The organism is Faecalibacterium sp. Marseille-Q4896 (assembly GCF_017377615.1).
Classification (GTDB): Bacteria; Bacillota; Clostridia; order Oscillospirales; family Ruminococcaceae; genus Faecalibacterium; species Faecalibacterium taiwanense.
In genome coordinates this window covers 321,204-347,031 of sequence record NZ_JAFREG010000003.1, presented here as the reverse complement: position 1 = coordinate 347,031, position 25,828 = coordinate 321,204, and the positions used below count along the sequence as shown (strand labels likewise).

At 58.6% G+C, this 25,828-nt stretch carries 21 protein-coding genes; 8 read left to right on the top strand and 13 right to left on the bottom strand.

Annotated features, from left to right (window positions below; all coding sequences use genetic code 11):
- Positions 1-23 precede the first annotated feature (23 nt).
- Both J3348_RS07860 and J3348_RS07855 read right to left on the bottom strand, forming a co-directional pair.
- Positions 24-542, bottom strand: coding sequence for a hypothetical protein (locus J3348_RS07860; RefSeq protein WP_207698707.1), 519 nt, complete (start codon positions 540-542; stop codon positions 24-26).
- A gap of 278 nt (positions 543-820) precedes the next feature.
- Entirely contained in the window at positions 821-1,420 is a 600-nt protein-coding gene (locus tag J3348_RS07855; protein ID WP_207698706.1) for a uridine kinase, read from the bottom strand.
- Between the two features lie 447 nt (positions 1,421-1,867).
- On the opposite strand from J3348_RS07855, the gene J3348_RS07850 reads away from it, so the two are divergent.
- The 8 genes from J3348_RS07850 (at position 1,868) to J3348_RS07815 (ending at position 9,771) form a co-directional block, all read left to right on the top strand.
- Complete coding sequence (locus tag J3348_RS07850; protein WP_005944560.1) at positions 1,868-2,452, top strand: DUF3793 family protein; 585 nt, start codon at positions 1,868-1,870, stop codon at positions 2,450-2,452.
- Positions 2,453-2,897: 445 nt separating this feature from the next.
- On the top strand, positions 2,898-3,113 hold the full coding sequence (locus J3348_RS07845) for a FeoA family protein (protein ID WP_005944556.1): 216 nt from the start codon (positions 2,898-2,900) through the stop codon (positions 3,111-3,113).
- An 82-nt stretch (positions 3,114-3,195) separates the two neighbouring features.
- Positions 3,196-3,417, top strand: a complete 222-nt coding sequence (locus J3348_RS07840) for a FeoA family protein (protein ID WP_005944554.1) — start codon at positions 3,196-3,198, stop codon at positions 3,415-3,417.
- 25 nt (positions 3,418-3,442) lie between these two features.
- Positions 3,443-5,629 carry a ferrous iron transport protein B gene (gene feoB, locus J3348_RS07835; protein WP_207698705.1) on the top strand — a complete coding sequence of 729 codons (2,187 nt, stop codon included), beginning with the start codon at positions 3,443-3,445 and terminating at the stop codon, positions 5,627-5,629.
- Between the two features lie 36 nt (positions 5,630-5,665).
- Entirely contained in the window at positions 5,666-5,848 is a 183-nt protein-coding gene (locus J3348_RS07830; RefSeq protein WP_044954063.1) for a FeoB-associated Cys-rich membrane protein, read from the top strand.
- A 118-nt stretch (positions 5,849-5,966) separates the two neighbouring features.
- A complete protein-coding gene (locus tag J3348_RS07825; RefSeq protein ID WP_097781549.1) occupies positions 5,967-6,371 on the top strand; it encodes a MarR family transcriptional regulator in 405 nt (134 codons plus the stop codon).
- Positions 6,368-8,098 (top strand): ABC transporter ATP-binding protein/permease, encoded by a 1,731-nt coding sequence (locus tag J3348_RS07820; RefSeq protein WP_207698704.1) that lies wholly within the window; start codon positions 6,368-6,370, stop codon positions 8,096-8,098. Before J3348_RS07825 ends, J3348_RS07820 begins: the two co-directional genes overlap by 4 nt.
- Before the next feature lie 2 nt (positions 8,099-8,100).
- Positions 8,101-9,771 carry an ABC transporter ATP-binding protein gene (locus tag J3348_RS07815; protein WP_207698703.1) on the top strand — a complete coding sequence of 557 codons (1,671 nt, stop codon included), beginning with the start codon at positions 8,101-8,103 and terminating at the stop codon, positions 9,769-9,771.
- Positions 9,772-9,834: 63 nt separating this feature from the next.
- On the opposite strand, the gene J3348_RS07810 is transcribed toward J3348_RS07815, so the two are convergent.
- The 11 genes from J3348_RS07810 to glgB form a co-directional block, all read right to left on the bottom strand.
- A complete protein-coding gene (locus J3348_RS07810) occupies positions 9,835-10,872 on the bottom strand; it encodes a GDSL-type esterase/lipase family protein (RefSeq protein WP_207698702.1) in 1,038 nt (345 codons plus the stop codon).
- Positions 10,873-11,077: 205 nt separating this feature from the next.
- A complete protein-coding gene (locus J3348_RS07805; RefSeq protein WP_207698701.1) occupies positions 11,078-12,814 on the bottom strand; it encodes a class I adenylate-forming enzyme family protein in 1,737 nt (578 codons plus the stop codon).
- A gap of 221 nt (positions 12,815-13,035) precedes the next feature.
- The gene (locus tag J3348_RS07800) at positions 13,036-13,965 is read right to left on the bottom strand and encodes an ATP-binding cassette domain-containing protein (RefSeq protein WP_207698700.1); all 930 of its coding nucleotides are present in this window, start codon (positions 13,963-13,965) and stop codon (positions 13,036-13,038) included.
- A gap of 1 nt (position 13,966) precedes the next feature.
- Positions 13,967-15,019, bottom strand: a complete 1,053-nt coding sequence (locus J3348_RS07795) for an ABC transporter ATP-binding protein (RefSeq protein WP_207698699.1) — start codon at positions 15,017-15,019, stop codon at positions 13,967-13,969.
- 12 nt (positions 15,020-15,031) lie between these two features.
- Entirely contained in the window at positions 15,032-16,063 is a 1,032-nt protein-coding gene (locus tag J3348_RS07790) for an ABC transporter permease (RefSeq protein WP_005944541.1), read from the bottom strand.
- On the bottom strand, positions 16,063-17,004 hold the full coding sequence (locus J3348_RS07785; RefSeq protein WP_207698698.1) for an ABC transporter permease: 942 nt from the start codon (positions 17,002-17,004) through the stop codon (positions 16,063-16,065). The genes J3348_RS07790 and J3348_RS07785 overlap by 1 nt, the downstream gene beginning before the upstream one ends.
- 256 nt (positions 17,005-17,260) lie before the next feature.
- Positions 17,261-19,294, bottom strand: coding sequence for an ABC transporter substrate-binding protein (locus tag J3348_RS07780; protein ID WP_242702915.1), 2,034 nt, complete (start codon positions 19,292-19,294; stop codon positions 17,261-17,263).
- 154 nt (positions 19,295-19,448) lie between these two features.
- Positions 19,449-20,798, bottom strand: coding sequence for a 4Fe-4S dicluster domain-containing protein (locus J3348_RS14385; protein WP_207698696.1), 1,350 nt, complete (start codon positions 20,796-20,798; stop codon positions 19,449-19,451).
- Between the two features lie 3 nt (positions 20,799-20,801).
- Positions 20,802-21,776 carry a trigger factor gene (tig, locus tag J3348_RS07770; protein ID WP_005944537.1) on the bottom strand — a complete coding sequence of 325 codons (975 nt, stop codon included), beginning with the start codon at positions 21,774-21,776 and terminating at the stop codon, positions 20,802-20,804.
- Positions 21,777-21,812: 36 nt separating this feature from the next.
- Positions 21,813-23,732 carry a mechanosensitive ion channel family protein gene (locus J3348_RS07765; protein WP_207698695.1) on the bottom strand — a complete coding sequence of 640 codons (1,920 nt, stop codon included), beginning with the start codon at positions 23,730-23,732 and terminating at the stop codon, positions 21,813-21,815.
- Positions 23,733-23,867: 135 nt separating this feature from the next.
- Entirely contained in the window at positions 23,868-25,817 is a 1,950-nt protein-coding gene (gene glgB, locus J3348_RS07760; RefSeq protein WP_207698694.1) for a 1,4-alpha-glucan branching protein GlgB, read from the bottom strand.
- Positions 25,818-25,828: the final 11 nt, after the last annotated feature.

Below are 25,828 nucleotides of genomic sequence, written 5' to 3'. Positions count from 1 at the left end.
TTGTTCCGCGCGGAAAGGGGAAATCAGGAATACACGCTGCAGGTCCAGTACATCTGCCCGTCAATGGTCACAACGGCAATGCCGATTTTCGTGCAAGCGCTGCGATTAAAGGCAGGATGCTTCAAGGCTTCCGACAGCTCTGCCTTGCCCTCCGGGGTATTGGCTGGAACCTTGGCAAGCAGAATGTCGATCAACTCGCCACTCGCATCTTTCTTCACACCCAAGCCGAAAGTATCACAACGCGTCCAGTTCCCGGTCATGCTTGCCCATTTCTGATGGGTTTCGTTCGTTGTGCTCTCTGGCAGCTCGGTCTTGCCGGCAGCGCGGAACTGCTCTACCCAGATCTGCTCGGCATCAGAGAGCTGTTTTACTTCCTCAAGCGGCGCAGCAAACTCAAGGGTCGCGCGGTAGCTGTTGATCTCGCCCAGCAGCTGCTGCTTTGCCTGCTGCTCCGGCGCAAGCGGCGCAGCCCCGCAGGCGGTCAGCGCCAGCAGCAGCGCACCGGTGAGCAAAAGGGCGGTCAGTCTTGCCAGTTTTTTCATAAGGGTCATCCTCCGTTCTTTGTTGTAGCGTGGCGTTGCTTTCTTCGTGACTATAAGTTTAACAGATGCTACCCACCCCCCGCAAGTGCGACTTGATGCAAAATAACCCCCCATTCACGCAGGAAGAGAAAAATATTTCCCGCCTTTTTGGGCAAGGTGCGCAAAAAGGAAGCCCCCTCCCCGTGAAAAAGTAGTTCCGAAACGCCCGCAGGCGTTTCGGAACTACAAATAAAAATAATTCTTCCGCTGATAATGGCTAGAGCGGCGCGGAAGCCATTTCAAATCGTCCCGCTTTGGGTGGTGTCTACCACAAAATCCGCCGTCTCCGCAATGTGGTACTGGGCAAAATAGCCCTCCTCCAGCGGCACCCACCGGGCGGCAAAATTGGCATATCGCTCCCCCTCCCGCGCCTGCAGGCGGTGGGTCTGCTCTTCTTTTGCGCAGGTCAGGAACACCCGCAGCGTTTCGCAGCCGGTCAGCAGCGGGTGGTGGCTGTAGCTGCCCTCCAAAATCACCAGCGGCTGCGCGGCCAGCTCCCGCGCGGGCAGGTGCGCACCCTCGCGGCAGGAATAGGCACGGTACTGCACCGGCTGGCCCTCGTAGGCTGGGCGTAGGGCTTCGTCCCGCAGGCGGGCAAGGTCCATATTGGCGCAGGGCGTTTTCTCCCAGCCGCGGATGCGCTGTGCAGGCGGCAGGTAAAAATCATCGGTGTGCAGGGTGATGCTGGCCGGGAACTGCCGGGCCAGCGTATTTGCAAGGGTGGTCTTGCCGCTGCCGCAGCGGCCATCCAGCGCCAGCACCAGCGGCTTTGTGGGCTGCTGTGCCAGTACGGCGGCAAGAAGGGAGATCAGGCCCGGCGGTGCAATGTTCTGTGGCATGGATGCGTGCTCCTTTTATAAGATAGAACCCTCTCAGTCATTGCTGCGCAATGCCAGCTCTCCCGAAGGGGAGAGCTTTTGAATGCGCTGACTCTATAAAGAGCTCCCCCTTCGGGGGAGCTGGCGCGTTAGCGCCTGAGAGGGTTTTCCTTATTATACCATACCGTGCCTCAAAACGGTAGGATGCGAAAAAAGCAGACCAAAGCAAATGAGGGTTTGTTATGAATGACTTTTTTCGAGAAAAGTGTTGACAACGGCCCACCGCTGTGGTAAGATACAGTCACGTTAGAAATAACTAACCACAAGAAACAGATCGGCAGGCCGAAGCCTTGAATGCTCCGCGCAAAGCTGCTTCTTTTTTGGAATCAAGGTTAGAAATATCTAACTTATAACCACGGCGCATCCGGGGAACAATAGCCCGGAGAAACAAGGCGGGAGGGCACAGACATGGAGCGCAATTTTGAGACGGTCATGATCGAACAGTGTGCCCCGGTGCTGGCAAGCCTGAAACCGGCAGGCCTGTTCCGCTATGAGACCCGCGACTGCGCCGACCTTGCACGCCGGGTGAAAAATTGGAACACTCAGCTGAACCCCAAGGGCCTGCGTGTGCGGGTGCTCAAGGGCTGCGTGCTCAACCACCGGTATCTTGTGTATGTCTACCGCGAAAGCAGGCTGGCTGCCGTGCTGGCAGATGAAAAGGTGCAGAGCTTTCTGCGGCAGGAGGGCTACCGCCTGCCGGAAGCGGGTGAAGCACCGGATGTGGGCAATATGCTCACTCAGCTTTCCCGCAAGCTGTGCTGTTCGGCAGAATTTCCGCATGAGATCGGGGTGTTCCTTGGCTATCCGCTGGGCGATGTTGTGGGCTTTATCGAGAACCGCGGCAAGAACTTTACCTGCTGCGGCTGCTGGAAGTCCTATGGCGACCCGGATGCAGCGCAGAAGCACTTTGACCAGCTGAGCAAGTGCACAGCAGTCTATCTGCGGCTGTTCCACAGTGGAACACCCATTCTCCGCCTTGCCGTGGCGGCTTAAAATTTGTCATTCTCTTTTCAAATACTCTCTTTTTATCCTGGCACCTGCTGGTGTCCACGCACTGGCAGGAAAGAAATCCTCCTTTTGACACGCGGCCGCGCGGTGCAGACTGACCACTGTACCACGCGGCTGTGTCATTTGCAGCAAAAGAGCACAGCAGGGCAGAGAAAAAGCTTTGTGATAGTTTACAAGATGCCGCCAAAAAAGAACAAGAAAATGTAAACAATAGCTAACTTTGGTTCAATAATTTGAGTTAGTTGTTGTTGATTGTGGTGAAAAAACGGAAAAAATCGGGCAGAAAAATTGTTTGTTCATATGAACTAACTTTTAATTATGAAAAAACTATTGACATAAAAGGTTAGTAAGCGTAAACTATCCACGTTGGTAGTTGCGGCTGACTAACCGCAGCGATATCCCAGATTCAAACAGGAAGGGAAGCGGAAGTATGATGCCTTTGACAATGGCAAAAGCAGGGGAGACCGTCACCATCAAAAAGATCACCGGCAAGGACGAGATCCGGCTGCATCTGGCAGAGCTGGGTTTTGTGGTGGACAGTGAGGTAACGGTCGTCAACGAGATCGCAGGCAACCTGATCATTCAGGTCAAGGAGAGCCGCATCGCGCTGGACAAGACCATGGCAAACCGTATCATGATTGGCTGAACAGTGCCCAGGCGCTGTTTGGGAGCTGCTCCGAAACTGGAATAGTCTCTCTATAAAGACAAGCAGAGGAGGATGGTTAAGTATGAAAACTCTGAAAGACGTAAAGGTCGGCGAGACTGCTACTGTGGCAAAGCTGCACGGTGAAGGCCCGGTCAAGCGCCGCATCATGGACATGGGCATCACCAAGGGTGTTGAGATCTATGTCCGCAAGGTGGCACCTCTGGGTGACCCCATGGAGCTGACCGTGCGCAACTACGAGCTGAGCGTGCGCAAGGCCGATGCTGAAATGATCGAAGTAGTCTGATCCCAAAGGGAGGAAGGATTAAGCAATGAGCATTAAAATTGCACTTGCCGGCAACCCGAACTGCGGTAAAACGACCCTGTTCAACAATCTGACCGGCTCCAACCAGTATGTCGGCAACTGGCCCGGCGTTACGGTGGAAAAGAAGGAAGGCAAGCTGAAGGGCGATAAGGATGTTATCATTCAGGATCTGCCCGGTATCTACTCGCTGTCTCCGTACACGCTGGAAGAAGTGGTTTCCCGTACTTATCTGGTCAAGGAGAAGCCCGATGCCATCCTGAACATCATCGATGGTACCAACATTGAGCGTAACCTGTACCTGACCACCCAGCTGATCGAGCTGGGTATCCCGGTGGTCATGGCTGTGAACATGATCGATCTGGTGCGTAAGAACGGTGATAAGATCGACCTGAAGAAGCTGAGCGCAGAGCTGGGCTGTCAGGCTGTTGAAATCAGCGCACTGAAGGGCGAGGGCACCGAGGCCGCTGCAAAGGCTGCTGTGGCTGCTGCAAAGGCTACCAAGGCTGCTGAGCTGCCCCATGTGTTCACCGGCAGCGTGGAGCACGCCATTGCCCACATCGAAGAGTCCATTCAGGGCAAGGTGGATGACCGCTTCCTGCGCTGGTATGCCGTCAAGCTGTTCGAGCGCGACGAGAAGGTCATGGACGAGCTGAAGCTCGACAAGAGCCTGACCGACCACATCGACCAGCACATCAAGGACTGCGAAGCTGAGATGGACGATGACGCTGAGAGCATCATCACCAACCAGCGCTATGCATATATCAACACCGTCGTGGGCAAAGCTGTTAAGAAAAAGGCCCGCGTGGAGCACCTGACCGTTTCCGATAAGATCGACCAGATCGTGACCAACCGTATTCTGGCTCTGCCCATCTTCGCACTGGTCATGTTCCTGATGTACTCCCTGTCCATGGGCACCTCCATTGCAGACGGCGGCTGGGCCATTGGTACCTTTGCCACCGACTGGACCAACGATGTCCTGTTCGGTGAGATCGTGCCGGGTGCTCTGGGCGGTTTTCTGGAGAGCATCGGCGTGGCAGGCTGGCTGTACGGTCTGATCATGGACGGCATCGTTGCCGGTGTCGGCGCAGTTCTGGGCTTCGTTCCCCAGATGCTGGTGTTGTTCTTCCTGCTGTCCATTCTGGAGGATGTGGGCTATATGTCCCGTGTCGCCTTCATCATGGACCGTATCTTCCGCAAGTTCGGCCTGTCCGGTAAGAGCTTCATCCCTGTTCTGGTGGGCACCGGCTGCGGCGTCCCGGGCGTCATGGCATCCCGTACCATCGAGAACGAGCGCGACCGCCGCATGACCATCATGACCACCTGCTTCATCCCCTGCGGCGCAAAGATGCCCATCATCGGCCTCATCGCAGGTGCGATGTTCGGCGGTTCTTCTCTGGTGGCTGTCTCTGCTTACTTCATTGGCATGGCTGCCATCATCTGCTCCGGCGTGATCCTGAAGAAGACCAAGCTCTTCGCAGGTGATCCCGCTCCCTTCGTGATGGAGCTGCCCGCTTACCATGTGCCTGCATGGGGCAACGTGTTCCGCGCAACCTGGGAGCGCGGCTGGTCCTTCATCAAGCGTGCTGGTTCCGTCATTCTGGCCGCTACCGTTGTGCTGTGGTTCCTGCAGGGCTTCGGCTTCGAGAACGGTGTCTTCGGCATGGTCGAGGATCAGGACAACTCCGTGCTGGCTGCGATCGCTACCAAGGTCGCATGGATCTTTGCACCTCTGGGCTTCGGCAACTGGCGTGCAACTGTCGCTTCCGTCTCCGGCCTGATCGCAAAGGAGAACGTGGTTGGTACCTTCGGTGTTCTGTATCACTTCGGCGGCGAGCTGTCTGAGAACGGCGATGAGATCTGGGCTGCTGTTGCGCAGGACTACACCGCTCTGTCGGCTTATGCTTTCATGATCTTCAACCTGCTGTGCGCTCCCTGCTTTGCTGCTATGGGCGCGATCAAGCGCGAGATGAACAACGGCAAGTGGACGGCCATCGCCATTGGCTATATGTGCGCACTGGCTTACTGCTCTGCTTTGGTCGTGTACCAGCTGGGCGGCCTGATCACCGGTGAGATTGGCTTCAACTTCTTCACCATCGTGGCTGCTGTTGTTCTGGTGGCCTTCATCTACCTGATGGTGCGTCCCAACAAGTACGCGGGCAACAACGAAGTCAAGATCGACGTGACCAAGATCTGATCGAACCGCATGACATTGTGAAAGGGTGTGTTTTGTATGATGGAATTCCTCGCTGCAAATTTTAATCTGCCCACGATCATTGTGGCAGTCATCGTGTTTGGCGGTGTGGGCTGGATCACATGGCACTCCCACAAGCATGGCGGCGGCTGCAGTGGGTGCAGCGGCTGCGGCGAAGGCGGCTGCAATGGCAGCTGCAGCGGTTGCAGCGGCTGTCACTGAGCATTGAAATGATCCGCAAAGGGCGCGGGCTGGAACATTCGGCTCGCGCCCTTTTTTCAAAAACAAAAAGTTAGCTTTGGATAACATTGGAAATTCAGAACGAAAGAGAGTGATCGGGATGGAACTTACGTCGGCGCATCTGCGCTATCTGCTGGCGATCTACGAAGTCTCACAGACCCATCTGGATATCAGCTCCCGCAGCATTGCCGAAAAGCTGGGGGTGACCAAACCCTCGGTGGTGCGTATCATGAATCTGCTCATGGAGCGCGGCATGATCGTAAAGGAGCACTACGGCAAGATCTATATGACAGACCGGGGCATCTGGGTGGCAAAACAGGTGGATCGGGAGCTGAAAACGATCCTGACCCATTTCCCGCCGGTCGGTGAGCCGCTGAGCGAAGAAGAGCGCTTTACCGCTGCCCTTGCCATGACCAGTGCACTGCCGGAGCGCATCTTTACCGGCGAATATGAGCGTCTGTTTGGCAGTGATGCAGAAAAAGCAGAAACGGAGAAAGCCCAGTGATCAATAAAAAATTGCTGTCCTTTGACCGCGGTGCGCTGCGGTATGTGGGAGCCAATGTGGCTTTCCAATGGCTGGGGATGCTGTGCAACGTGATCTTTGTGCGGGCCATTGCCCGGCTGGTGGGCGCAGCCTTTGCGGGCAGCCTGACCAGTGCACAGCTGTGGCAGAACCTTGTGCTCTGCCTTGCCACGGTGCCCATGCGCTTTGCCTTTACCATGCTGGCATCGGCCATGAGCGATCAGGCTTCCAAGGATGTCAAGCGCACCCTGCGCAGCAGCATCTACGCAAAGCTTGCCCGCCTTGGCCCCAACTACACCGAGACGGCGGCCACCAGCGAGGTGGTGATGCTGGCCAGCGAAGGGGTGGAGCAGATCGACACCTACTTTGCAAAATACCTGCCGCAGCTGTTTTACAGCCTGCTGGCACCCGTTACCCTGTTTGTGCTGCTGGTGGGTGTGCACGCACGGTCGGCCATCATCCTGCTGTGCTGCGTGCCGCTGATCCCCATGTCCATTGTGGCAGTGCAGAAGTTTGCCAAAAAGCTGCTGGCAAACTACTGGGGCGAATACACCACCCTTGGCGACAGCTTCCTTGAGAACATTCAGGGCCTGACCACCCTGAAAATTTATCAGGCCGACGGCTGGAAGCACGAGCAGATGAACGCGCAGGCTGAGCGCTTCCGCAGGATCACCATGAAGGTGCTCACCATGCAGCTGAACTCGGTGACACTGATGGACCTGATGGCTTACGGCGGTGCGGGCCTTGGCATCATCAGCGCGGTGGCTGCATTTGCGGAAGGCCGGCTGACCCTGACCGCCACATTGACCATCGTGCTGCTGGCGGCGGACTTTTTCCTGCCGCTGCGGCTGCTGGGCAGCTACTTCCACATTGCCATGAACGGTGCCGCTTCGGCAGAGAAGATCTTCAAGCTTCTGGCAGCGGAAGAGCCTGCCGATGGTGACCGCGTGCCCGGAGAGAATACGACTCTGAAGTTTGAGCATGTCACCTTTGGCTACGAGAAGGACCGCACCATCCTGAACGATGTCTCCTTTACCATTCCGCAGGGCAGCTTTGTCTCGCTGGTGGGTGAGAGCGGCTGCGGCAAAAGCACCATTGCGGCGCTGCTGTCCGGCAGCCGCACCGGCTATACCGGCAGCGTGACGCTGGGCGGCGTGCCGGTGCAGGAGCTGCAGCAGGAACAGCGTCTGCGCACCCTGACGCTGGTGCCCCACAACGCCGCCATCTTCAAGGGTACGGTGGAGAGCAACCTGCGCATGGCAAAGTCGGACGCGGACGAGGCACAGCTCTGGGCGGCATTGGAACAGGTGAATCTGGCCGATTTCTGCCGCAGCCAGAACGGCCTGCAGACCGCTCTGCATGAGGGCGGCAGCAATCTTTCCGGCGGCCAGCGCCAGCGCCTTGCCATGGCCCGCGCCCTGCTGCATGATACGCCCATCTACCTGTTTGACGAAGCCACTTCCAATGTGGATGCCGAGAGCGAGAACGATATCATGCAGGCCATCCACAGTCTGGCCGGAAAAAAGACGATCATCCTGATCTCCCACCGTCTGGCAAACGTGGTGCACAGCGACTGCATCTATGCAATGAGCAATGGCCGTGTGATCGAGCAGGGCACACACGCCGAGCTGCTGGCAAAGCAGGGGGCTTACAGCCGCCTGTATCTGGCACAGCGGCAGCTGGAAACACTGGAAGAGGAGGATGCCTGAGCATGAACAAGAGCAATCATCGCAGCCCCTTTGCCATTGTGAGACGGCTGATCGTGCTGGTAAAGCCCATGCTGCCCATCATGCTGGCAGCGATCGTGATGGGGGTGGCAGGCCATTTCTGCGCCACCTTCATTACCATCTTCGGCGGTTTTGGCATCCTGCGTGCGCTGGGCCTTGCCAGTCCGCTCAAAACCGTGAGCACAGCCTTTGCATGTATTCTGGTGTTTGCCCTGCTGCGCGGCGTTCTGCGTTACGCAGAGCAGGCGTCCAATCACTATATCGCCTTCAAGCTGCTGGCCCTGATCCGCGATAAGGTGTTCGGTGCCTTGCGCCGTCTGACCCCGGCAAAGCTGGAAGGCCGTGACCGCGGTGACCTGATCTCGCTCATCACCGCCGATATCGAAGCGCTGGAGGTGTTCTATGCCCACACCATTTCGCCCATCTGCATCGCGTGCATCTTCGTCATCGGCATGACGGGCTTTGTGGGCAGCTGGCACGTCCTGCCTGCGCTGGTGCTGCTGGCGGGCTATCTGCTGGTGGGCGTGGCCCTGCCGGTGTGGAGCGCAAAGCGCGGCGACCGTGCCGCCCGGGAGTACCGTCAGGCACTGGCCGATACCAACAGCTATGTGCTGGAAAGCCTGCGCGGCCTGAAGGATACCCTGCAGTATCAGGACACCGCAGCCCGCGCCGAGGGCATCACGGCCCACAGTGAGATGCTGGGCGAAAAGCAGAAGGCGATGAAATACCGCGAGGGCCTGACCGTGGCCATCACGAACACCTTGATCCTGCTCACGGTGCTGGCCGTGCTGGGTGTGAGCCTGAACCTTTACCAGAGCGGTAAAATGGGCGTGGAGGGCGTACTGGTGTGCACCCTTTCGGCCCTCAGCTCCTTTGGCCCGGTGGTGGCGCTGGCAAACCTTGGTGCCAGCCTGACGCAGGTGTTCGCCAGCGCAGACCGCGTGCTGGACCTGCTGGACGAACAGCCCGTCACCGCCGATGTGACCGACGGCACAGACACCGCATTTGCAGGTGCTGCGGCAGAGCATGTGAACTTTGCCTATGCCAATGAGGAGGTGCTGCATGACCTGAGCCTGACCATTCCGGAAAAGAAGATCGTGGGCATCACCGGCCGCTCCGGCAGCGGAAAGTCTACCTTCCTGCGGCTGCTGATGCGCTTCTGGGATGTATCCAGCGGCAGCATCCGCTTTGGCGCAGAGGATATCCGCCGCGTGAACACCGCCGCCCTGCGCGAACAGGAAAGCCTTGTGACGCAGGAGACCGAGCTGTTCGACGATACCATTGAGAACAACATCCGCATTGCAAAGCGGGATGCCACCCGGGAAGAGGTGGAAGCAGCCTGCAAAAAGGCTGCGCTGGACGGCTTTATCCACAGCCTGCCCAAGGGCTATGATACCCCGGTGGGTGAGCTGGGCGGTGCACTTTCCGGCGGCGAGCGCCAGCGCATCGGTGTGGCGCGTGCCTTCCTGCATGATGCACCCTTCCTGCTGCTGGACGAGCCTACCTCCAATCTGGACAGCCTGAATGAGGGCGTGATCCTCAAGGCTGTGCGGGCAGAGTGCAAAGACAAAACGGTGCTGTTGGTCTCCCACCGAAAGTCTACCATGGCTGCGGCAGATATCAGCTTTTCGGTGGAAAGCGGCCGGCTGAGCTGAAAACAGAACAACGCAAAAAAAGCCTGTCTCGCAAAAATGAGACAGGCTTTTTTGATGGAAAGCTCACTTCAGAGCATTCAAAATCTGGTTTGCAATGTACTGGTGGCCCTTAACGGTGGGGTGGCCGTCGGCAGCGGTCTGCGCACGGGGAATGTCCACATAGATCAAGCCTTCCTGTGTGGCAAGGTCTTTGGCAAAGCGGTTCAATTTGCTGAAATAGCGGTTCCATGCGGGCAGCAGAGGCACCGGATTGGTGTAACCCAGCAGCACGATTTTGGCATCCGGGTTCAGTGCACGGATACTGGCCACGATCTGCGGCAGGCTGGCGGTCACATTGGTATAGGCCTGATCGCAGATCTCATCCATGCCGCGGAACAGCAGGCGGTTGGTGGCGCGGCTCTCGTCAAAGGTAAGGGTCATACGGTTCAGCGCTTCGAGGAAGAGCCCCAGCTTCTGGAAGTTGAAATCACGCAGGGCACCGCTGACCATCAGTGCGGCAAGCTGCTCGCTCTTCCAGTTGGTGGCCTCGCCCAGACCCACGATGCAGGGCACCAGCGCGTCGTTGGAACCGATCTGGATGGAAATGATATCGGCCTTGCGCAGATACTCCTGATATTCCGGGTAGACGTAATATGCGCCGGAAGCCTGATTCATCTTGGGCATGGCGCTGTTCTGCACCATATCCAGCATGTCAGGGCTCATCAGGCCGGGCAGGCCCAGATTGATCGCGTGCTGGCGGTCCAGCCCAAGGCCCTTGCCCACAAGGGCGGTGTAGCATTGGGAAGGGTAGCCCTCAAAGTTCGGCTGCAGATCGTAGCCGATCTGGGCGATGTTGTATTTCATATCGGCAAGGCCGACACCGGAGGTGATGCTGTCGCCCAGCGCCACATAGGTGAGCTGCTGCTCCGGTTCGCCGGCTGTCTGGGCATCGGCGGGCAGGGCGGTCTCCTGCTCGGCAGGCGCTGCGGTCTGCTCCTGCTGCACCTCTGCTGCTTCGGCGGCAGGCAACTCCGTCTGTTCGTCGGCAGCAAATGCAGGCATGGCCAGCAGCACAAGCGCTGCCGCTGCGGCCAGAAAGCTGGCAAACTTTTTGTTTTTCATTGTAATTCCTTCTTTCTGGAATGACTGCACCTGTGCGGCACAGCTGTTGTCTCTATGATAAAATGGAAAGTAAAAATTGTCAACTGACAAAATTCAAAAAATTGCGGCCATCGCTGCGTCCGTATTCTGCGGTTCCTTCCATACAAAAAAGCTCTCCCTTTCGGGAGAGCTCAGTGTCTGAAAAATTACAGGGTGAAGTTCAGGATCAGTAATCGCGGGGAGTGATCTCTTCTTCCAGCTTGCGGTAGTCCACCTTGCCAACAGGGGTAAAGGGCATTTCGGAGATGAACTTGTAGCCCACCGGCTGCACATACTCCGGCAGCTCTTCATTGCACAGCTGGCGCAGTTCCCGCACGATCTGGCGCTTTTTCTTGTCGCCTTCCGGGTCCAGCACCACGTAGACGAAGGGCAGGCGGCCCTGCACATGGTCCTTATCGGTGCAGCCCACCACCGAGCACTGATGCACGGCCGGGTGGCGGCTGATGACGTTCTCGATCATGGACGGGAACACCTTGAAGCCATCGTGACGGATGATCATGCGCTTGATGCGGGAATCCAGATACACAAAGCCGTCCTCGTCCATGTAGCCGACATCGCCGGTGTGTGCCCAGATCTGGCCGTCTGCATGGCGGCGCAGGATCATGTCGGTCTCCTCGGGCTTATTGTAGTAGCCCTTCATGACGGTGGGGGTGCAGATGCAGATCTCGCCGCGCTCACCGATGGGCAGTTCGGTCTCGGTGCCAGGCTCAAAAATGGACACCACCGTGTTCAGCATGGGAATGCCCACGCTGCCGGGCTTGGTCACGTTGCCGGCGGCAACGGTAGCGGCAGAGGCAACCTCGGTCATGCCGTAGCCCTTGGCCAACGGATATTCCACGTTGTGCGCCTTCAGGAACTCGTTCACAGTCAGCTCAGCGCCCAGCGGCAGCGAGTCGCCGCCGGCGGCATAGTTGCGGATGAAGGAGAGATCCTTCTTCTTCTTGAGCAGCGGAGAAGCTGCCATCTGCTGGTAGTGGGCCGGAACGCCGAACATGTGCTCGGGCTTGTGCTTCCAGATCAGTGCGCCCAGCTTGTCGGGGTCCAGATTGGGGATGATGACGACGTGCAGGCCCATGACCAGCGGCATGTGCACGCCGCAGGCATAGCCGTAGGCAATGAACGGAGGCATGACGTTCATCAGCTTCTGGCCGCGGCAGAACAGGTTGCTCTGGGCGATGAATTCGTGGGCCAGAGAGTTAAAGCAGTCGTCGGTCAGCATAACGCCCTTGGGAGAACCGGTGGTGCCGCCGGTGTGCACCACCACGCAGGCGTGCTGCGGGTCGTAGGGTTCGGCGTTCATGCTCTGATCCTTGCCCTGTGCAATAAAGTCCTTCCAGTGGATCACATTGGACTTGTAGCGGTTCTTATCGGGGTTGGTCAGCTTGTAGCCGACGGCCAGATGCAGCGGCAGAGAGTCTGCGGGGCTGATGACCAGAACGCGCTCCACATTGGTGCGCTTTTCTGCCTTGTGGCAGCGCTCATAGGTCACATTCAGGCAGATCAGCAGGCGGGAATCCACCTCTTCGATGTACTCGTGGATGCCCTCAACGCTGTAGCGCGGGTCCACCAGATTCAGCGTTGCGCCGATCATATCGACAGCGTAGAAGGCATAGATCACCTCGGGGGTCATCACACTGACAACGGTGATGATGTCGCCCTTCTTCACGCCGAGAGCACGGAAGGCGGCCGCGGTTTTCTTGATATTCACAAAGAGGTCTGCAAAGGTGAATTTGCGGCCATAATACTCCAGAGCGGTCTCGCTCAGGTGGTTTTTGTTCTGATGGCAGAGATACTCAAAGGCGCTGCACTTGGGCAGGGGCATGTCGATGTATTTCTGGTCATAGTACTTCAGCCAGGGCTTCGCAGTGGACGCATAGAGCGGTTCACGCTGTTCAGTAGTCATAGAATAAAGTCCTCTTTTCTTTCTTCTTCTTTTCATTGCCAAAAGCCGACAACTTTGCAAAGAAGATGAAAGCCGCCGGTCAGAACACGCTAATAACTCAAAAATCAGAATCAATGATGCAGATTCTATTGTAGTGGAGCTGCCGGAGAATGTCAAGAAATAAACTTTGAATGTTGCGTAAAAGAGCCGTAAAACAACGATTCAGCCCGAAATGTCGGGGGTCAGCGCGGCAGCCACTGTTCGGCTTCGGCAGCGCTGCACAGTACAAAATGCTCAGGCCGCAGTTCGCGCCACTGGGGGGCCTCTCTGGAGTAGTCGTGCATGGCGGGGTCGTACACCAGCAGCTTTTTCTGCCGCTCCCTGCGGGGGTCCGGCATGGGAATGGCGGAAAGCAGGCTGCGGGTATAGGGGTGGATGGCGTGGGCTGTCAACTCTTCGGCCCCGGCCAGCTCCACGATGCGGCCCTTGTGGATGACGGCGATGCGGTCGGAGATGTAGCGCATCACGGAAAGATCGTGGGCGATGAACAGGTAGGTGATGCCGCGTTCCTTCTGCAGGCGGCGCAGCAGGTTCAGCACCTGTGCACGGATGGACATATCCAGTGCGCTGATGGGCTCATCGGCAACGATGAACTCCGGCTCCACGATCAGGGCCCGGGCAATGCCGATGCGCTGGCGCTGTCCGCCGGAAAATTCGTGGGGGAAGCGGGAGGCAAATTCCGGCAGCAGACCCACGTCCAGCAGAGCCTGACGCACCTTTTCCTCCTGCTGGGCGGTGGAAAGATCAGGCCGGACGTTCTGCAGGCCTTCGCCCACGATGTAGCTCACCTTGGCGCGCTCGTTCAGCGAGGACTGCGGGTCCTGAAAGATCATCTGGATCTCTTTGATGATCTGCCTGTCCAGCTGGCGGGAAATTCTGCCGTTGATCTTCTGGCCCTTATAGAGGATCTCGCCGCCGGAAGTTGGCAGGATGCGCAGGATGGCGCGGCCAATGGTAGTTTTGCCGCTGCCGCTTTCGCCTACAAGGCCGAAGGTCTCGCCCTTATAAATTTTAAAGTTGGCATCCTGCACAGCTTCATATGCTTTTTTGCCGGAGACGTAGGTTACGTTCAGGTGGTTCACTTCCAAAAGAACTTCGCGTTCATTTTCCATCTTACAGCCCCTCCTCTCGCAGCATTTTTACCGCAGCAGGCGGCTCGATCTTGGGTGCCCGGGGGTCCAGCAGCCATGTTTTGGCCTTGTGGGTGGGCGTTACCTCAAAGTAAGGCGGGCGCTTGACAAAATCGATCTTCAGCGCCTGCGGGTTGCGGGGTGCAAAAGCGTCGCCGCGAATTTCCGCAAACAGGTTTGGCGGTGTGCCCACGATGTTGAACAGGTCCTCGCCCTTCACGCCCATCTGCGGCATACTGGAAAGCAGCGCCCATGTGTAGGGGTGGCGGGGATCGTAATAAATTTCGTCAGCAGTGCCGATCTCCACAATGTCGCCTGCGTACATCACAGCTACGCGGTCTGCAATGTTTGCCACAACGCCCAGATCGTGGGTGATCATGACGATGGTCAGATCGTACTTGAACCGCATTTCCTTCAAAAGCTGCAAAATCTGGGCTTGAATGGTCACGTCCAGTGCGGTGGTAGGCTCGTCGCAGATCAGGATCTTGGGGCTGCAGGCCACCGCAATGGCAATGACCACACGCTGGCGCATGCCGCCGGAGAACTCGTGCGGGTACTGCTTAAAGCGCTTTTCCGGGTCAGAGATGCCCACATCCCGCAGGTATTCCAGCGTTTTTTCCTTGGCGGCAGCACCCTTTAAGCCCTGATGCAGGGCAACGGCTTCCATGATCTGTGCCCCGATGGTCTTCAGCGGGTTCAGGCTGGTCATGGGGTCCTGCATGACCATGGCGATCTCTCGGCCACGTACCCGTAGCCAGTCCTTTTCGGTTCTGAGGCCAGAAAGGCGCAGCGGCTTGCCGTCCGCCATGCCGTAGTAATCAATGGTGCCGCTGGTAATGGAGCCGTTGGCATCCAGCAGGCCCATGAAGCTCTTGGTAAAAACGCTCTTGCCGGAGCCGCTCTCGCCTACGATGGCAAGCACCTCTCCCTGATAGAGGTCAAGATCGATGCCACGGATGGCGTGCAGCACTTTTCCACGCAGGTTGAACTGGATGTTGACATCTTTTGCGGAGAGAATGAGCTGGTTGTGTTCCATGATGTCCCCTCCTTACTGCAGATGGTTCTTCGGATCGGCAGCATCCGAGAAGGCGTTGCCGATCAGATAGAACGCAATGGTAACAAAGCTCAGGATGAGGGTGGGGTACAGCAGCTGGTAGCGCAGCCCGGCTTGCATCATCACCTTGCGGCCGTCGTTGACCAGGTTGCCCAGCGAGGGGGTCTCCACGGACAGGCCCAGACCGATGTAGGTGATGAACACCTCGTTGCCAATGGCTTCCGGGATGGTGAGGGCCATGCGCAGCATGATGACCGAGACGAGGTAGGGCAGCAGGTTGCGCAGCACGATGCGGATGGTGGGCGTGCCGATGCAGCGGGAAGCCACATTATAATCCCGGTCGCGGATGATGAGGATCTGGTTGCGGATGAAGCGTGCCATTTCAATCCAGCCCTTGATGGCCATGCCAAGGACCATGGTCCAGATGCTGGGGGTGGCTACATAGGAAATGAGGATCAGCACGATGGCGGTGGGAATGTTATCGAAGATGTTGTACAGCTCGGTGAACACAAAGTCCAGCCCGCGCACATAGCCCCACAGCACACCGGCGGTAATGCCCACCACAGCTTCGATGAGGGCCACGAAGAAGGCGATAGTCAGACTGGTGCGTGCACCGGCCCAGATGCGTGCCCACAGGTCCTGACCGATGGAGTTGGAACCCCAGATAAAGCCGTCCTGCCCGGGGGCGATGTTGCGGTACTGGATGCCGGTCACAGGGTCCACGGCGCACAGGTTCGGGTCTGCCTGACCGGGCAGGTGGGGCTGGATGAAGGCAAAGGCAACCACGACCACCAGCGCGATCAGCAGGGCCACGGCGAACTTGTTCTTGAAAAAGGCACGGAAGGTGCTGCCCCAGTAGCTGTAGTTGGAGCTGGCGGTGGCTTCGGCCTGTTCCTCACTGAACCCGGCGGGGGTGAACAGCTCATCCTCCGGCAGATTTTCCCAGCCGGTGCGGCGCTGTGCCTGAGCAGCATTCAGCTGATCCTCCAGCTGCTTCGATTTTTCGCGTTTCAGAAAAGAGAGCATCAGCGTCCACCTTCTTTCTTGCCAAAGTTGATGCGGGGGTCAATGAGCACCATGAGCACATCGCCCAAAATCAGGCCGATGATGCCCACGCAGGCGTACAGCAGCACGATGCCCTGCACCATGGTGTTGTCGTGGCGCTGCACACAGGTGACCAGCAGGCCGCCCATGCCCGGGATGCTGTACAGGCTTTCGATGTAGATGGAGCCGACGACGGTGTTCAGGAATGCGGAGGGAATGTACTGCACCAGCGGCACCATGGCGTTGCGGAATACGTGGTGCAGGGCGATATTGTTCTCGCTCACGCCCTTGGCGCGGGCCAGCTTGACGTAGTCCTTGTTGCTCTCGTCCACCATATAGCGGCGCAGCCACATGGCGTAGAACGCAAGGTTTGCAAGGCTCATGCTGCACACCGGCAGCACCCAATAGCGCCAGTTGGCGGCATCGAACAGCAGGCCCACGCCCATGGCGGTGGTGCCGTACATCTGGATATACAAAAAGTACACTGCCGCAGGCACCGCCTGAATGAGCACGATGAATGCCGTGCCCAGCTTATCCGGCCAGCAGCCCTTATAACGGCCCATGACAAGGCCCAGCGGGATGCCCAGCACAAGGCTCAGCAGCATGGCCAGCACACCCATTTCGATGGAAATGGGCAGCTTCTGGGCAAGGATCCTGGTCACGGGAGCGTTGAGCTTATAAATGTGGCTCACGCCCAGATCACCGTGCAGCGCATCCCGCCAGAAATGGCCGATCTGCACCGGCAGCGGGTCCAGCAGGCCCATGGACTGCAGCCCGGCCTGGATCTGTGCCTCGGTCATTTTTTCGTAGTTTGCAAAGTAGCCTTCCACCGGCATGAGCCGCAGCAGGCAGAACACCAGCGTCACAATGACGAACAGGGTCAGAATGGAGCGCCCGATGCGTTTTGCGAGATATTGCACCATAGCCGTGCACCTCTCTTTTCTTTATAAATACAGATAAGTATAGAATAACGCAAAATCTTACGTTTGGAAAGTGATTTGTGAGTTTTTGCGGGAAAAATGAGGAGCAAACAAAAACTCCCTCAGCCTTTGCTGCGCAAAGCCAGCTCCCTCGGGGAGGGAGCCCTTGGCATGACGGGAAAGTTTCCGGTTTCGCCAGAGGCCCCATCCCAGAGGGGGCTGTCTGCGCAGCAGACTGGGGGAGTTTCCGATTCAGTTTTTACCGCGCATCCCGGTTGGCGTTATACTCCTCCATGGAAACGTAATGGTCGAGGATGTGCACGCCCTTCAGTCGGTTGGTGGAAAGGCCTGTGGGCGCGTACTGGCCCTCCCACAGGTTCAGACGGGTGGCAATGTAGGGCGGCACCGGCATCCCCAGCGGGATGACCAGTGCGTTCTCAATGAGGAAGGCTTCGGCATCCGCAAAGGCTTCGTACCGGGCATCCAGATCCTCGGTGATGGTCTTGGCGTTCTCCACCATGGACATGTACTGCATCACGAGGTCGGCGGTCTCGCCGGTCACGATGCCGTCCTCCACGCCGGTGCGCAGGAAGCTGTAGCAGGTGCCGCGGTCGCCGGCTTCCTGATAGAAGGGGTACACCTCGGTCTCGGGGTCGGAGTAATCGGCACCCCAGTAGTAGGACATCAGCTGGTAGGCACCCACCCGGCGCACCGCGTTCAGAAAGTTGTCGGACGGACCCTGCGTGATGATGATGCTGATGAAGTCGAAGCCGTCGTTCAGCACGGCTTCCACCTGCTGCTTGAACACCTGACACTGCTTGTCCCAGTCCACCACAGCGGGGTTGTACGGATACTGGATCTTGATGGGGAAGGTGACACCGGCGGCGGTCAGCTCTTCCGCGGCGGCATCACGGTACTCTTTGGCCTTGGCTTCGTCAAAGAAGTCAGAGAGGTTTGCAAGGCCGCCGCACTCAGTATAATCCACGCCTTTGCTGTTGGCACAGAAGGACGGCGGAGTGATGGTGTGCAGCTTGTAGTTATCGTAGCCTTCCGGCGCGGTGACGGCCAGCGTCACAGACGGATTGATGGCATACAGGAAAGCCCTGCGGAAGTTGGTGGAGTTGATGGCCTTGGCCCAATTGTCCGGCTCGTACTGGGCATCCACGCCGGTCACGGTCCAGTTGGAAAATTCGTGGCGGTAGGGCAGGAAGTTGAAGATGTAGAAGTAGCTCTTGCCGGTTTCCGGGCGCTCCATAGAAACCATGTCCTTGGTGGTGTCGTCGGCCAGCCAGCTGTCCAGAATGTCGGAGCTGATGGTAGCCTGATCGATCTCGCCGCGCTTGACCATCTCCGGGCCGCTGATCAGCTCTTCCTGATTGTAGATGTAGCGCACCGTGTCGATGTAAACGCTGTCGGCATCGTAGTTTTCGGGGTTCTTCTTCATCACCCAGTTTTCCAGCGGAGTGTACTCGGCCAGATAGAACGCGCCGCAGCTGCAGGCGGTCTCGGCACTGGTGCAGAACTGGTCGGCAAACTCCTCCAGCAGCGGGCCGTAGGCAGGCTCGTAGGGAGCGTAGCTCAACAGGCTGAGGAAGCCGGGAAAGTCGAAGTTCAACGTGTAGGTCAGGGTGTGGTCGTCCACAGCCTTCACGCCCACGGTGGAAAAATCCACAGCCGGGTATTCGGTGGTGGTGCCGTCGGCGGCAGCGGCGGTCACGGTGCCGTTGGCATCAATGGCGTAGGTAGTGCCGTCCTCGGCCACGGTGCCGTTATTGGCGTTGTTGCGGTAAACGCAGTAGTTATAGTAGTCGTCCGCACCGGCCACATAGGGGGTGACAAGGCTTGCAGTAGAGGAAGCGTAGTCCGGGTTCAGCACATAGGCCAGCGCATCCACAAAGTCCTGCGCGGTCACAGGGCCAAGCACCTCGCCGTTGCAGTCCACCCAGTTCTCATCCCGCAGGTGGAACGTCCATGTCAGGCTGTCGGCATCCCACTCCCAAGCAGTGGCAAGGCCCTCCCGGATCTTGCCGCGGTTGTCGTACTCCACCAGCGTGTCGATGCACTGAGTGCCGTGGTAAAGGTCCGGGTCAGCTGAGCAGACCAGATAGTTCAGGGTGGCGGGCTGACGGGAATACAGCACGGTGTAGGTGGAGCTGCTGCCGGCAGCGCCGGTGCTGCCGCCATTGGAAGCGGAAGAGCCGCCGCAGCTGCTCAGCAGACCAGCCGCTGCTACAGAAAGGGCGGCTGCGCCGCTGCCTTGCAGGAACTGGCGGCGGGAGATGGAATGAGCCATAGTAAAATCCTTCTTTCGTAAGATCTTGGCAAAAGCTTGCTTCGTGCTTTGGGATAAGAAAGGGGTAACGGAAATAGCTCCGTTACCCCTTTGTAACAGTCGGTGGCCACGGTGCGTGGTCTTATGGTCAGTATAGCATTGAATCTGTGCGCCGTCAATCGTTTTTCGGTGTGTCGGGCACATCCTTTTCTGCGGTGTTTTCCGGTGCGGCAGCAGGGGTTTCGTCCAGCGCGGCGGGGGCTGCTTTTTCCGGGGTCAGTGCTGTGATCACGGAACCGGCCGCAGCGGTTTCTGCGGGGGCGGCAGCCGTCTGTACAGCTGTCTCAGCAGCGTCGGCACCGGCTTCGGCTGCTGCCTTGGCGGCTTCCTCTGCAGCCTTTTTGGCTTCGCGCTCCTCACGCAGCTGCTTTGCCTTGGCAGCGGCTTCTTCCTGCCGCTTTTTGGTGCGGGCCTTGATGCGGCACACGGTGCACACACCATCCACACTGCCCGGCGCAATGGGCTTGCCGCATTCCTTGCACAGGGTCTTGGTGCATTTGTGTACACTTACCGGGCCAAGGGTGGTGAGCTGGCGCAGCTTCATGCCGTTGATGCCATGGTTGGAGCAGGAGGCCACGCACACCCCGCACTCGCTGCACTTCCACGGCGTGATGACGATGCGGGTCTGGCCGTCGGGCAGGTCCTCCAGCTTCAGCGCACCGGCGCGGCAGGCCTTTTCGCACTTGCCGCAGCCAAAGCATTTATCGGTAAAGTTGGGCAGGTAGTAGCCGTACTTCAGCGGCGTTTCCATGGATGCCTTCAGCTGCTTTGTGCGCTGGTGCAGCAAAAGGCGGAAATCCACACCGCCGTCGTCCTCGCTGTGCAGGCCGGGCAGCATCTGCAGCAGCTTTTTGGTGCCACTTTTGGAGCCGTGGCTCACCTGCTCAAACATTTCGCGGCGGCTCAGCTCCTTTACGTGGTAGAGCGCTTCGTCCGGCTCGTAGGCCAGAGTGAACCGTGCCTCGAACATGGGCTGGCCAAAGAAATCCACAAGCCTTGTCAGCTCCTTGCGCAGCTGGGCGGCGCACAGGTCGTTCTCACATTCACCGCAGGGGGTCAGGTCCAGCACGATCTTTTTGTTCAGGGCAAGGTAGGCCAGTGTCTCCCATGTGAGGGCCGCAATGCAGGTGCGCACCATGGAATTTTTGCGGGTGGACTTTTCGCAGCCGATCCAGATGGTGTCATTGTCGGTATCGGCGGCAGAGGTGTCCCGCTGCACCTGCTCCGGCGAAGGGATGATGCAGCCGCTGCGGCAGGCAGAGACGCACAGGCCGCACTCGGTACAGGGGTCCCAGTCCTTCACAAGGTTCGGGCGGGTAAAGATCTGTTCGCCATAGGGGCAGATATCCTTGCACTCGGTGCAGGGCTTGCGATGGGGATGCAGGTTCCAGCACTGGCGGCGGTTGATCTCGGGATGGGTAGTTTTCATCAGCATATCCATCGCGGTGCGTGTAAAAAAGCCCATAGTTTACTCCTTTTCCACAACCGAAGTGATGTTTGCGTGGTCGATCAGGAAACGCTGCACCTTCTGAGTGGTCACGGCAGAGGCCACAGCGTCCCGGCTGAGCACATTGCGGATCTCGGCTTCCGGGGTATCGTGCAGCTTGGAAAGGCGGACGTACTCGGCATCCACCTCTGCGTTGGACACGGTGATCTGTTCGGCCTTGGCTATGGCCTGCACCGCAAGGATGCTGCGCATCTTGCGCTCGGCATCCCGGCGGAAGGCGGCGCGCACCTCGTCCGGTGTGGTCTGGCCTGCCTTGCAGTACAGCTCCATGGTCATTTTGCTGCGGCGCAGCCGTTCGCGCAGGGCGTTCATGTCATGGTCGGCATTCTGGTCCAGAATGGCGTTATCCAGCTCCGCCGTCAGGTTGGCACCGGCCATGCCCAGCAGGGCGGCTCCGGCAATTCGGTCGGCGTTGGCCTCGTGGGAGCGGCGCTTTTTCTCGCGGATGCTCTCCTTCAGGGCATCCACCGTATCAAAGCCCAGTGTCTTGGCAAAGGCATCGTCCAGCGGTACAGGCTGCTTTTGCTCCACGGTGTGCAGGGTGATGGCGAATTGCGCCGTCTTGCCGGAAAGCTCCGGCACCCGGAACTCGGCGGGATAGGTAAAATCGAACCGGAAGCTCTCGCCTGCTTTGTGGCCGTACACAGCATCCTCGGCGGCGGGCATCAGCTGACCGGTGCCCAGCACCACGGTCACATTTTCCATTTTGCTTTCCGGGATGGGTGCGCCGTCCATGAAGCCCTCAAAATCCAGCGTGACGCGCATCCCGCGCGCGGCGGACTTTTCCACCGGTGCAAAGGGGGCGTGGGTGCGAGTGAGGTTCGCCGCCTCCAGCTCCACGGCCTTTTCCGATACCGGGCGCACCCGGCGGGTGAATTCCAGCCCCTTGTATTGGCCCAGCGTGACCTTGGGCAGGGCGTTTGCATTCTGTTCCATGGGAAATACTCCTTTTATATCCAAAGCGTTTGCAGTTTAAAGTCCATGTCCGGCAAGCCAGGCTTCCGCCACCTGCGAGAACATTTCGGGGTAGAGGGCATCCTCCTGCGCGAAGGCATCCAGATAATACTCCACCTCAGCCCGGTCGGCAGGCTCGGTGCGCTCCCACACGGTGAACACGGTGCCATTGCCCATGTCAAAGCTGGCGGCCTGCGTAAAGTGCTCATCCCGCGCGGCGCAGAAGAGGGCATTCCACCGGCCGGAGAGCTCGCCACCGCTGACAAAGGTCTGGGGGAGCGGCTCTGCAGTGAGCACGTACTTCGCCTCAAAGAACCGCACCGGGAACTCGTGGGTGCCCGGGATGGAGATGCCGGCGGCCAGCTTGCCCTGCAGCTGGATGTCCGGCAGGGCGGCGTACTGGAATATGTCCGAGTTATACAGCATATCGTGGGGGATCATGTAGGCGAACTCGCCCTTTTCCGCATCGCAGTGGGCATCGATCCAGTCGTCCACGCGCTGGATCTGGGCGGCATCGGTGCGGTCGTAGGTGAGCTTGTCCAGCTGGACGAATTCTGACACGGCCTTGAGGGGAAAATGATCCACCACAAAGCCCGGCAGAGCAACGGTGGTCAGCGGCGAGCAGCGCACGGACACCGCAAACACCATGGTAAAGCCCCAGTAGCAGAGCTTGACGGCGGTGTGCTTTTTCAGGCCGTCGGCCAGTGCGGCGGAACCAACGAGGAACAGCAACAGCCACCCCGGCATGAACAGCAGCATCTGGTGGGAGCCGGTGTTCTGTACCCGGGTAAACAGCACAAGGCTCACCAGCAGCTCTGTCCCTGCAAGGCAGGGCAGGGCAGGCAGACGGCGCTTTGTGGCAAACCACAGCCCCATTCCGATGAGGATGAAGTTCAGCAAACCGATGCGCAGTGTCTGTGCGGCCAGCTCCAGCGTGATGCCGCCGAAGTTGTAGTAAGAGTAGCGCCCAGCGTAGTCAAAGCTTAAAATTTTGCGCACCATGGGCAGAAGCAGCAGCACCATGGCCCCGGCCGCACACAGGCCGAACACCACCAGCCGTACCATGCGGTGCACAGCGCGGCTGGGTTGGCCATCTTTTGCCAGCCGGATGCTGGAAACTGCCAGCAGCAGCACGTAGGCAAAGCAGTAGCCCACCACAAAATATAAGTACCAGCGCCGGGTGAGGATGATGCCCGCCGTGGCGGCGAAGATGAGCAGATAGCGGGGCAGGTCGATGCCGTCAAAGCGGTAGTCCAGTGTGAGCAGCATGAGCATGAAGGCAAAGATCAGCCCGAACCAGTCCGGCTGGCCCAGCACCGCCGACATGCGCACGAACGGGAAGGTAGCGCACCACGAAAAGCCGATGAGGAAATACCAGAACCGGTTCTTTACCCGTAGCATCCGGCCCACCTTGACCGTCAGGCCCGCCAGCAGCACCAGCAGGCTGGGCAGTACGCTGAATACCTGACAGAATGCGTAGTCGTCGCCGGTCTTGCCGCTCAGGCAGAACGGGAACTCGGTGAACAGGGTGATGAAATTCGTATAGTCCTCGGTGATGGAATCGAGGAGAAACCGGAAGCCTGCGCCTGTGCTCTGGGCAAAGGCGGCTTCGGCATGATACTGCTTTAGAATGTAGTTTACGTAGTCCCAGTGGTAGAGGAAGGTGCGGCTGCCGAGGGTCCAGTAAAAGTAAAGCACGGCCGCTGCCCACAGGCCCACCAGAACCGCCTTGTGGAACAGGTCCAGCTCCACACCGGCCCGGCGCAGCACCAGCAGCGCCAATGCAAACAGTGCTGCATTGCACCACAGGCTCACCAGCGGGAAAAACAGGCTGCTGCCCGATGCGGCAAGGCAAAATATTATAAGCGCCATCGCTCCGGCAGCAAGGCCCAGCCAGACCTTGCCAAGGACAGACAGACGGGAAACGATTCCACTCATCCCAAAAACCTCTCAGCTGCAGAATATCACAGCTACAGTATAGCAAGCAAAATCTGCACTGTCCAGCCGCTGTGCACGGAAAACAACAAAATGTCCCGCCGCTTTGAACGCAGACGGGACATTTTGAAACGAATATTACTTGCTGGAATTGGCTGCGGCCTTTGTGCTGCGGGCAGCGCGGCGCTTTGCGTTCAGGGCTTTGTTGGCGCTGATGCGGGCCGCATCGGGGTTCGGGGCCTCCGGCGCAAGGCGCAGCAGGCAGCTGCCCATGGCAGGCAGGTCCACTGTAAGGGTATAGTCCCGACCAAACACACCGCCATCGGTGGTGTGAAGCTTTGTCTTGCGGCGGCTCTTCAGTGCACCGCCCCACTCGGGGGATTCGGTGTTCAGCACCTCCTCGGCACTGCAGGGAAAGCGTAGATACAGCGGGAACTTTTTGTGGGCGTGGTCCTGCGTGTTCATGATGCACAGCAGGTTTTCGCCCCGGCCCTTGCGCAGCCATGCGTACACGCCCTCGTTGCGGCTCTCGCAGGCCACCCACTCAAAGCAGTCGGGGTTGTACTCGCCATCGTAGAGTGCAGGCTCAGTGGAATACACCCGGCACAGGTGGGCAAAGTATTTCTGGAACGCATCGTGGAAGGGGTATTTCAGCAGGTCCCAGTCCAGCTCCCGTTTTTCGTCCCACTCCCGGAAGTGTCCCATTTCGTTGCCCATGAAGTTCAGCTTCTTGCCCGGGTGCATGTACATATAAAAATAGAGGGTGCGCAGCTGGGCGCATTTTTCCGCATAGGTGCCCCACAGCTTATCAATGATGGTCTTTTTGCCGTGCACCACCTCGTCGTGGCTCAAGGCCAGCAGATACAGCTCGTTGTAGAAGTAGTGCATGCTGAAAACAATCTTGCCGTAGGCATTTGGCCGCTCACCGAAGGGGGTAGCAAAATAGTCCAGCGTATCATGCATCCAGCCCATATCCCACTTGTAGTCGAAGCCCACGCCGTCGTAGCGGGTGGGAGCTGTCACCTTGAGGAAGTTGGTGGAGTCCTCGGCAGTGTAGATGCCGGTGGGCCAGCGCTCGTTCAGGCCGTGGTTCAAGCTGCGCAGAAAGTTCACGGCACCCTCGTTCACGCCGCGGTTCGGGTCGCCCTGCCAGTACAGCGCGCGGGAGATGGCATCCATACGGATACCGTCGCAGTGGTATACGTCCATCCACAGGGCGGCAGCGCTGTTCAAAAAGCTGCACACCTCGCGGCGGTAGTAGTTGAAGTTGCAGGTGCCCCACTCGCTGTGGCCCACATCGCTGTCGTACTCGTAGAGGTGGGTGCCGTCAAACTTTGCCAGAGCGTCGGCGTTGGCGGCAAAGTGCACCGGCACAAAGTCCATGATGACGCCGATGCCCATGCGGTGGCAGGCGTTGACGAAGCCGGCAAACTGGGCGGGGGTGCCGTAGCGGCTGGTAACGGAAAAGTAGCCGGTGGTCTGGTAGCCCCAGCTGCCATCGAAGGGATGTTCGGCCAGCGGCAGCAGCTCCACATGGGTAAAGTGATGATCCAGCAGCCATGGGATCAGCTCCTTGGCCAGCTCCTCATAGTTGTACCAGCCGTCGGAGCCATCGGCCTCCTTGCTGCCGGGCTTGTGCCGCCAGCTGCCAACGTGCATCTCGTAGATGTTCAGCGGGCGGTTGCGGCATTTGTCGCGGCGCTCCATCCATGCGCTGTCGTCAAAGTGGAAGTCCAGCTTTGCCAGACGGCTGGCCGTGCCCGGCCGCAGCTCGGTGGAAAATGCGTAGGGGTCGCTGCGCATCACCACACTGCCGTCGGCACCATGCACCCGGTATTTATAAAGGTCGCCCTCTGCAAGGCCAGGGACGAATGCGCTCCACACGCCGGTATCGGCTTTTTCCATGGGCACGCCTGCCTCCCAGCCGTCGAAGCCGCCGCAGACTTCCACTGCCGTGGCACCGGGGGCCCACACCGCAAAGCGCCACCCTTCGGTGCCGTTGTCAGAGCAGGGATGCGCACCAAGGATGCGGTAGGCATCAAAGCAGTCTCCATTGAAGAATTCACGGGGAATGGCGGGGTAATTCATGCAAAGATCTC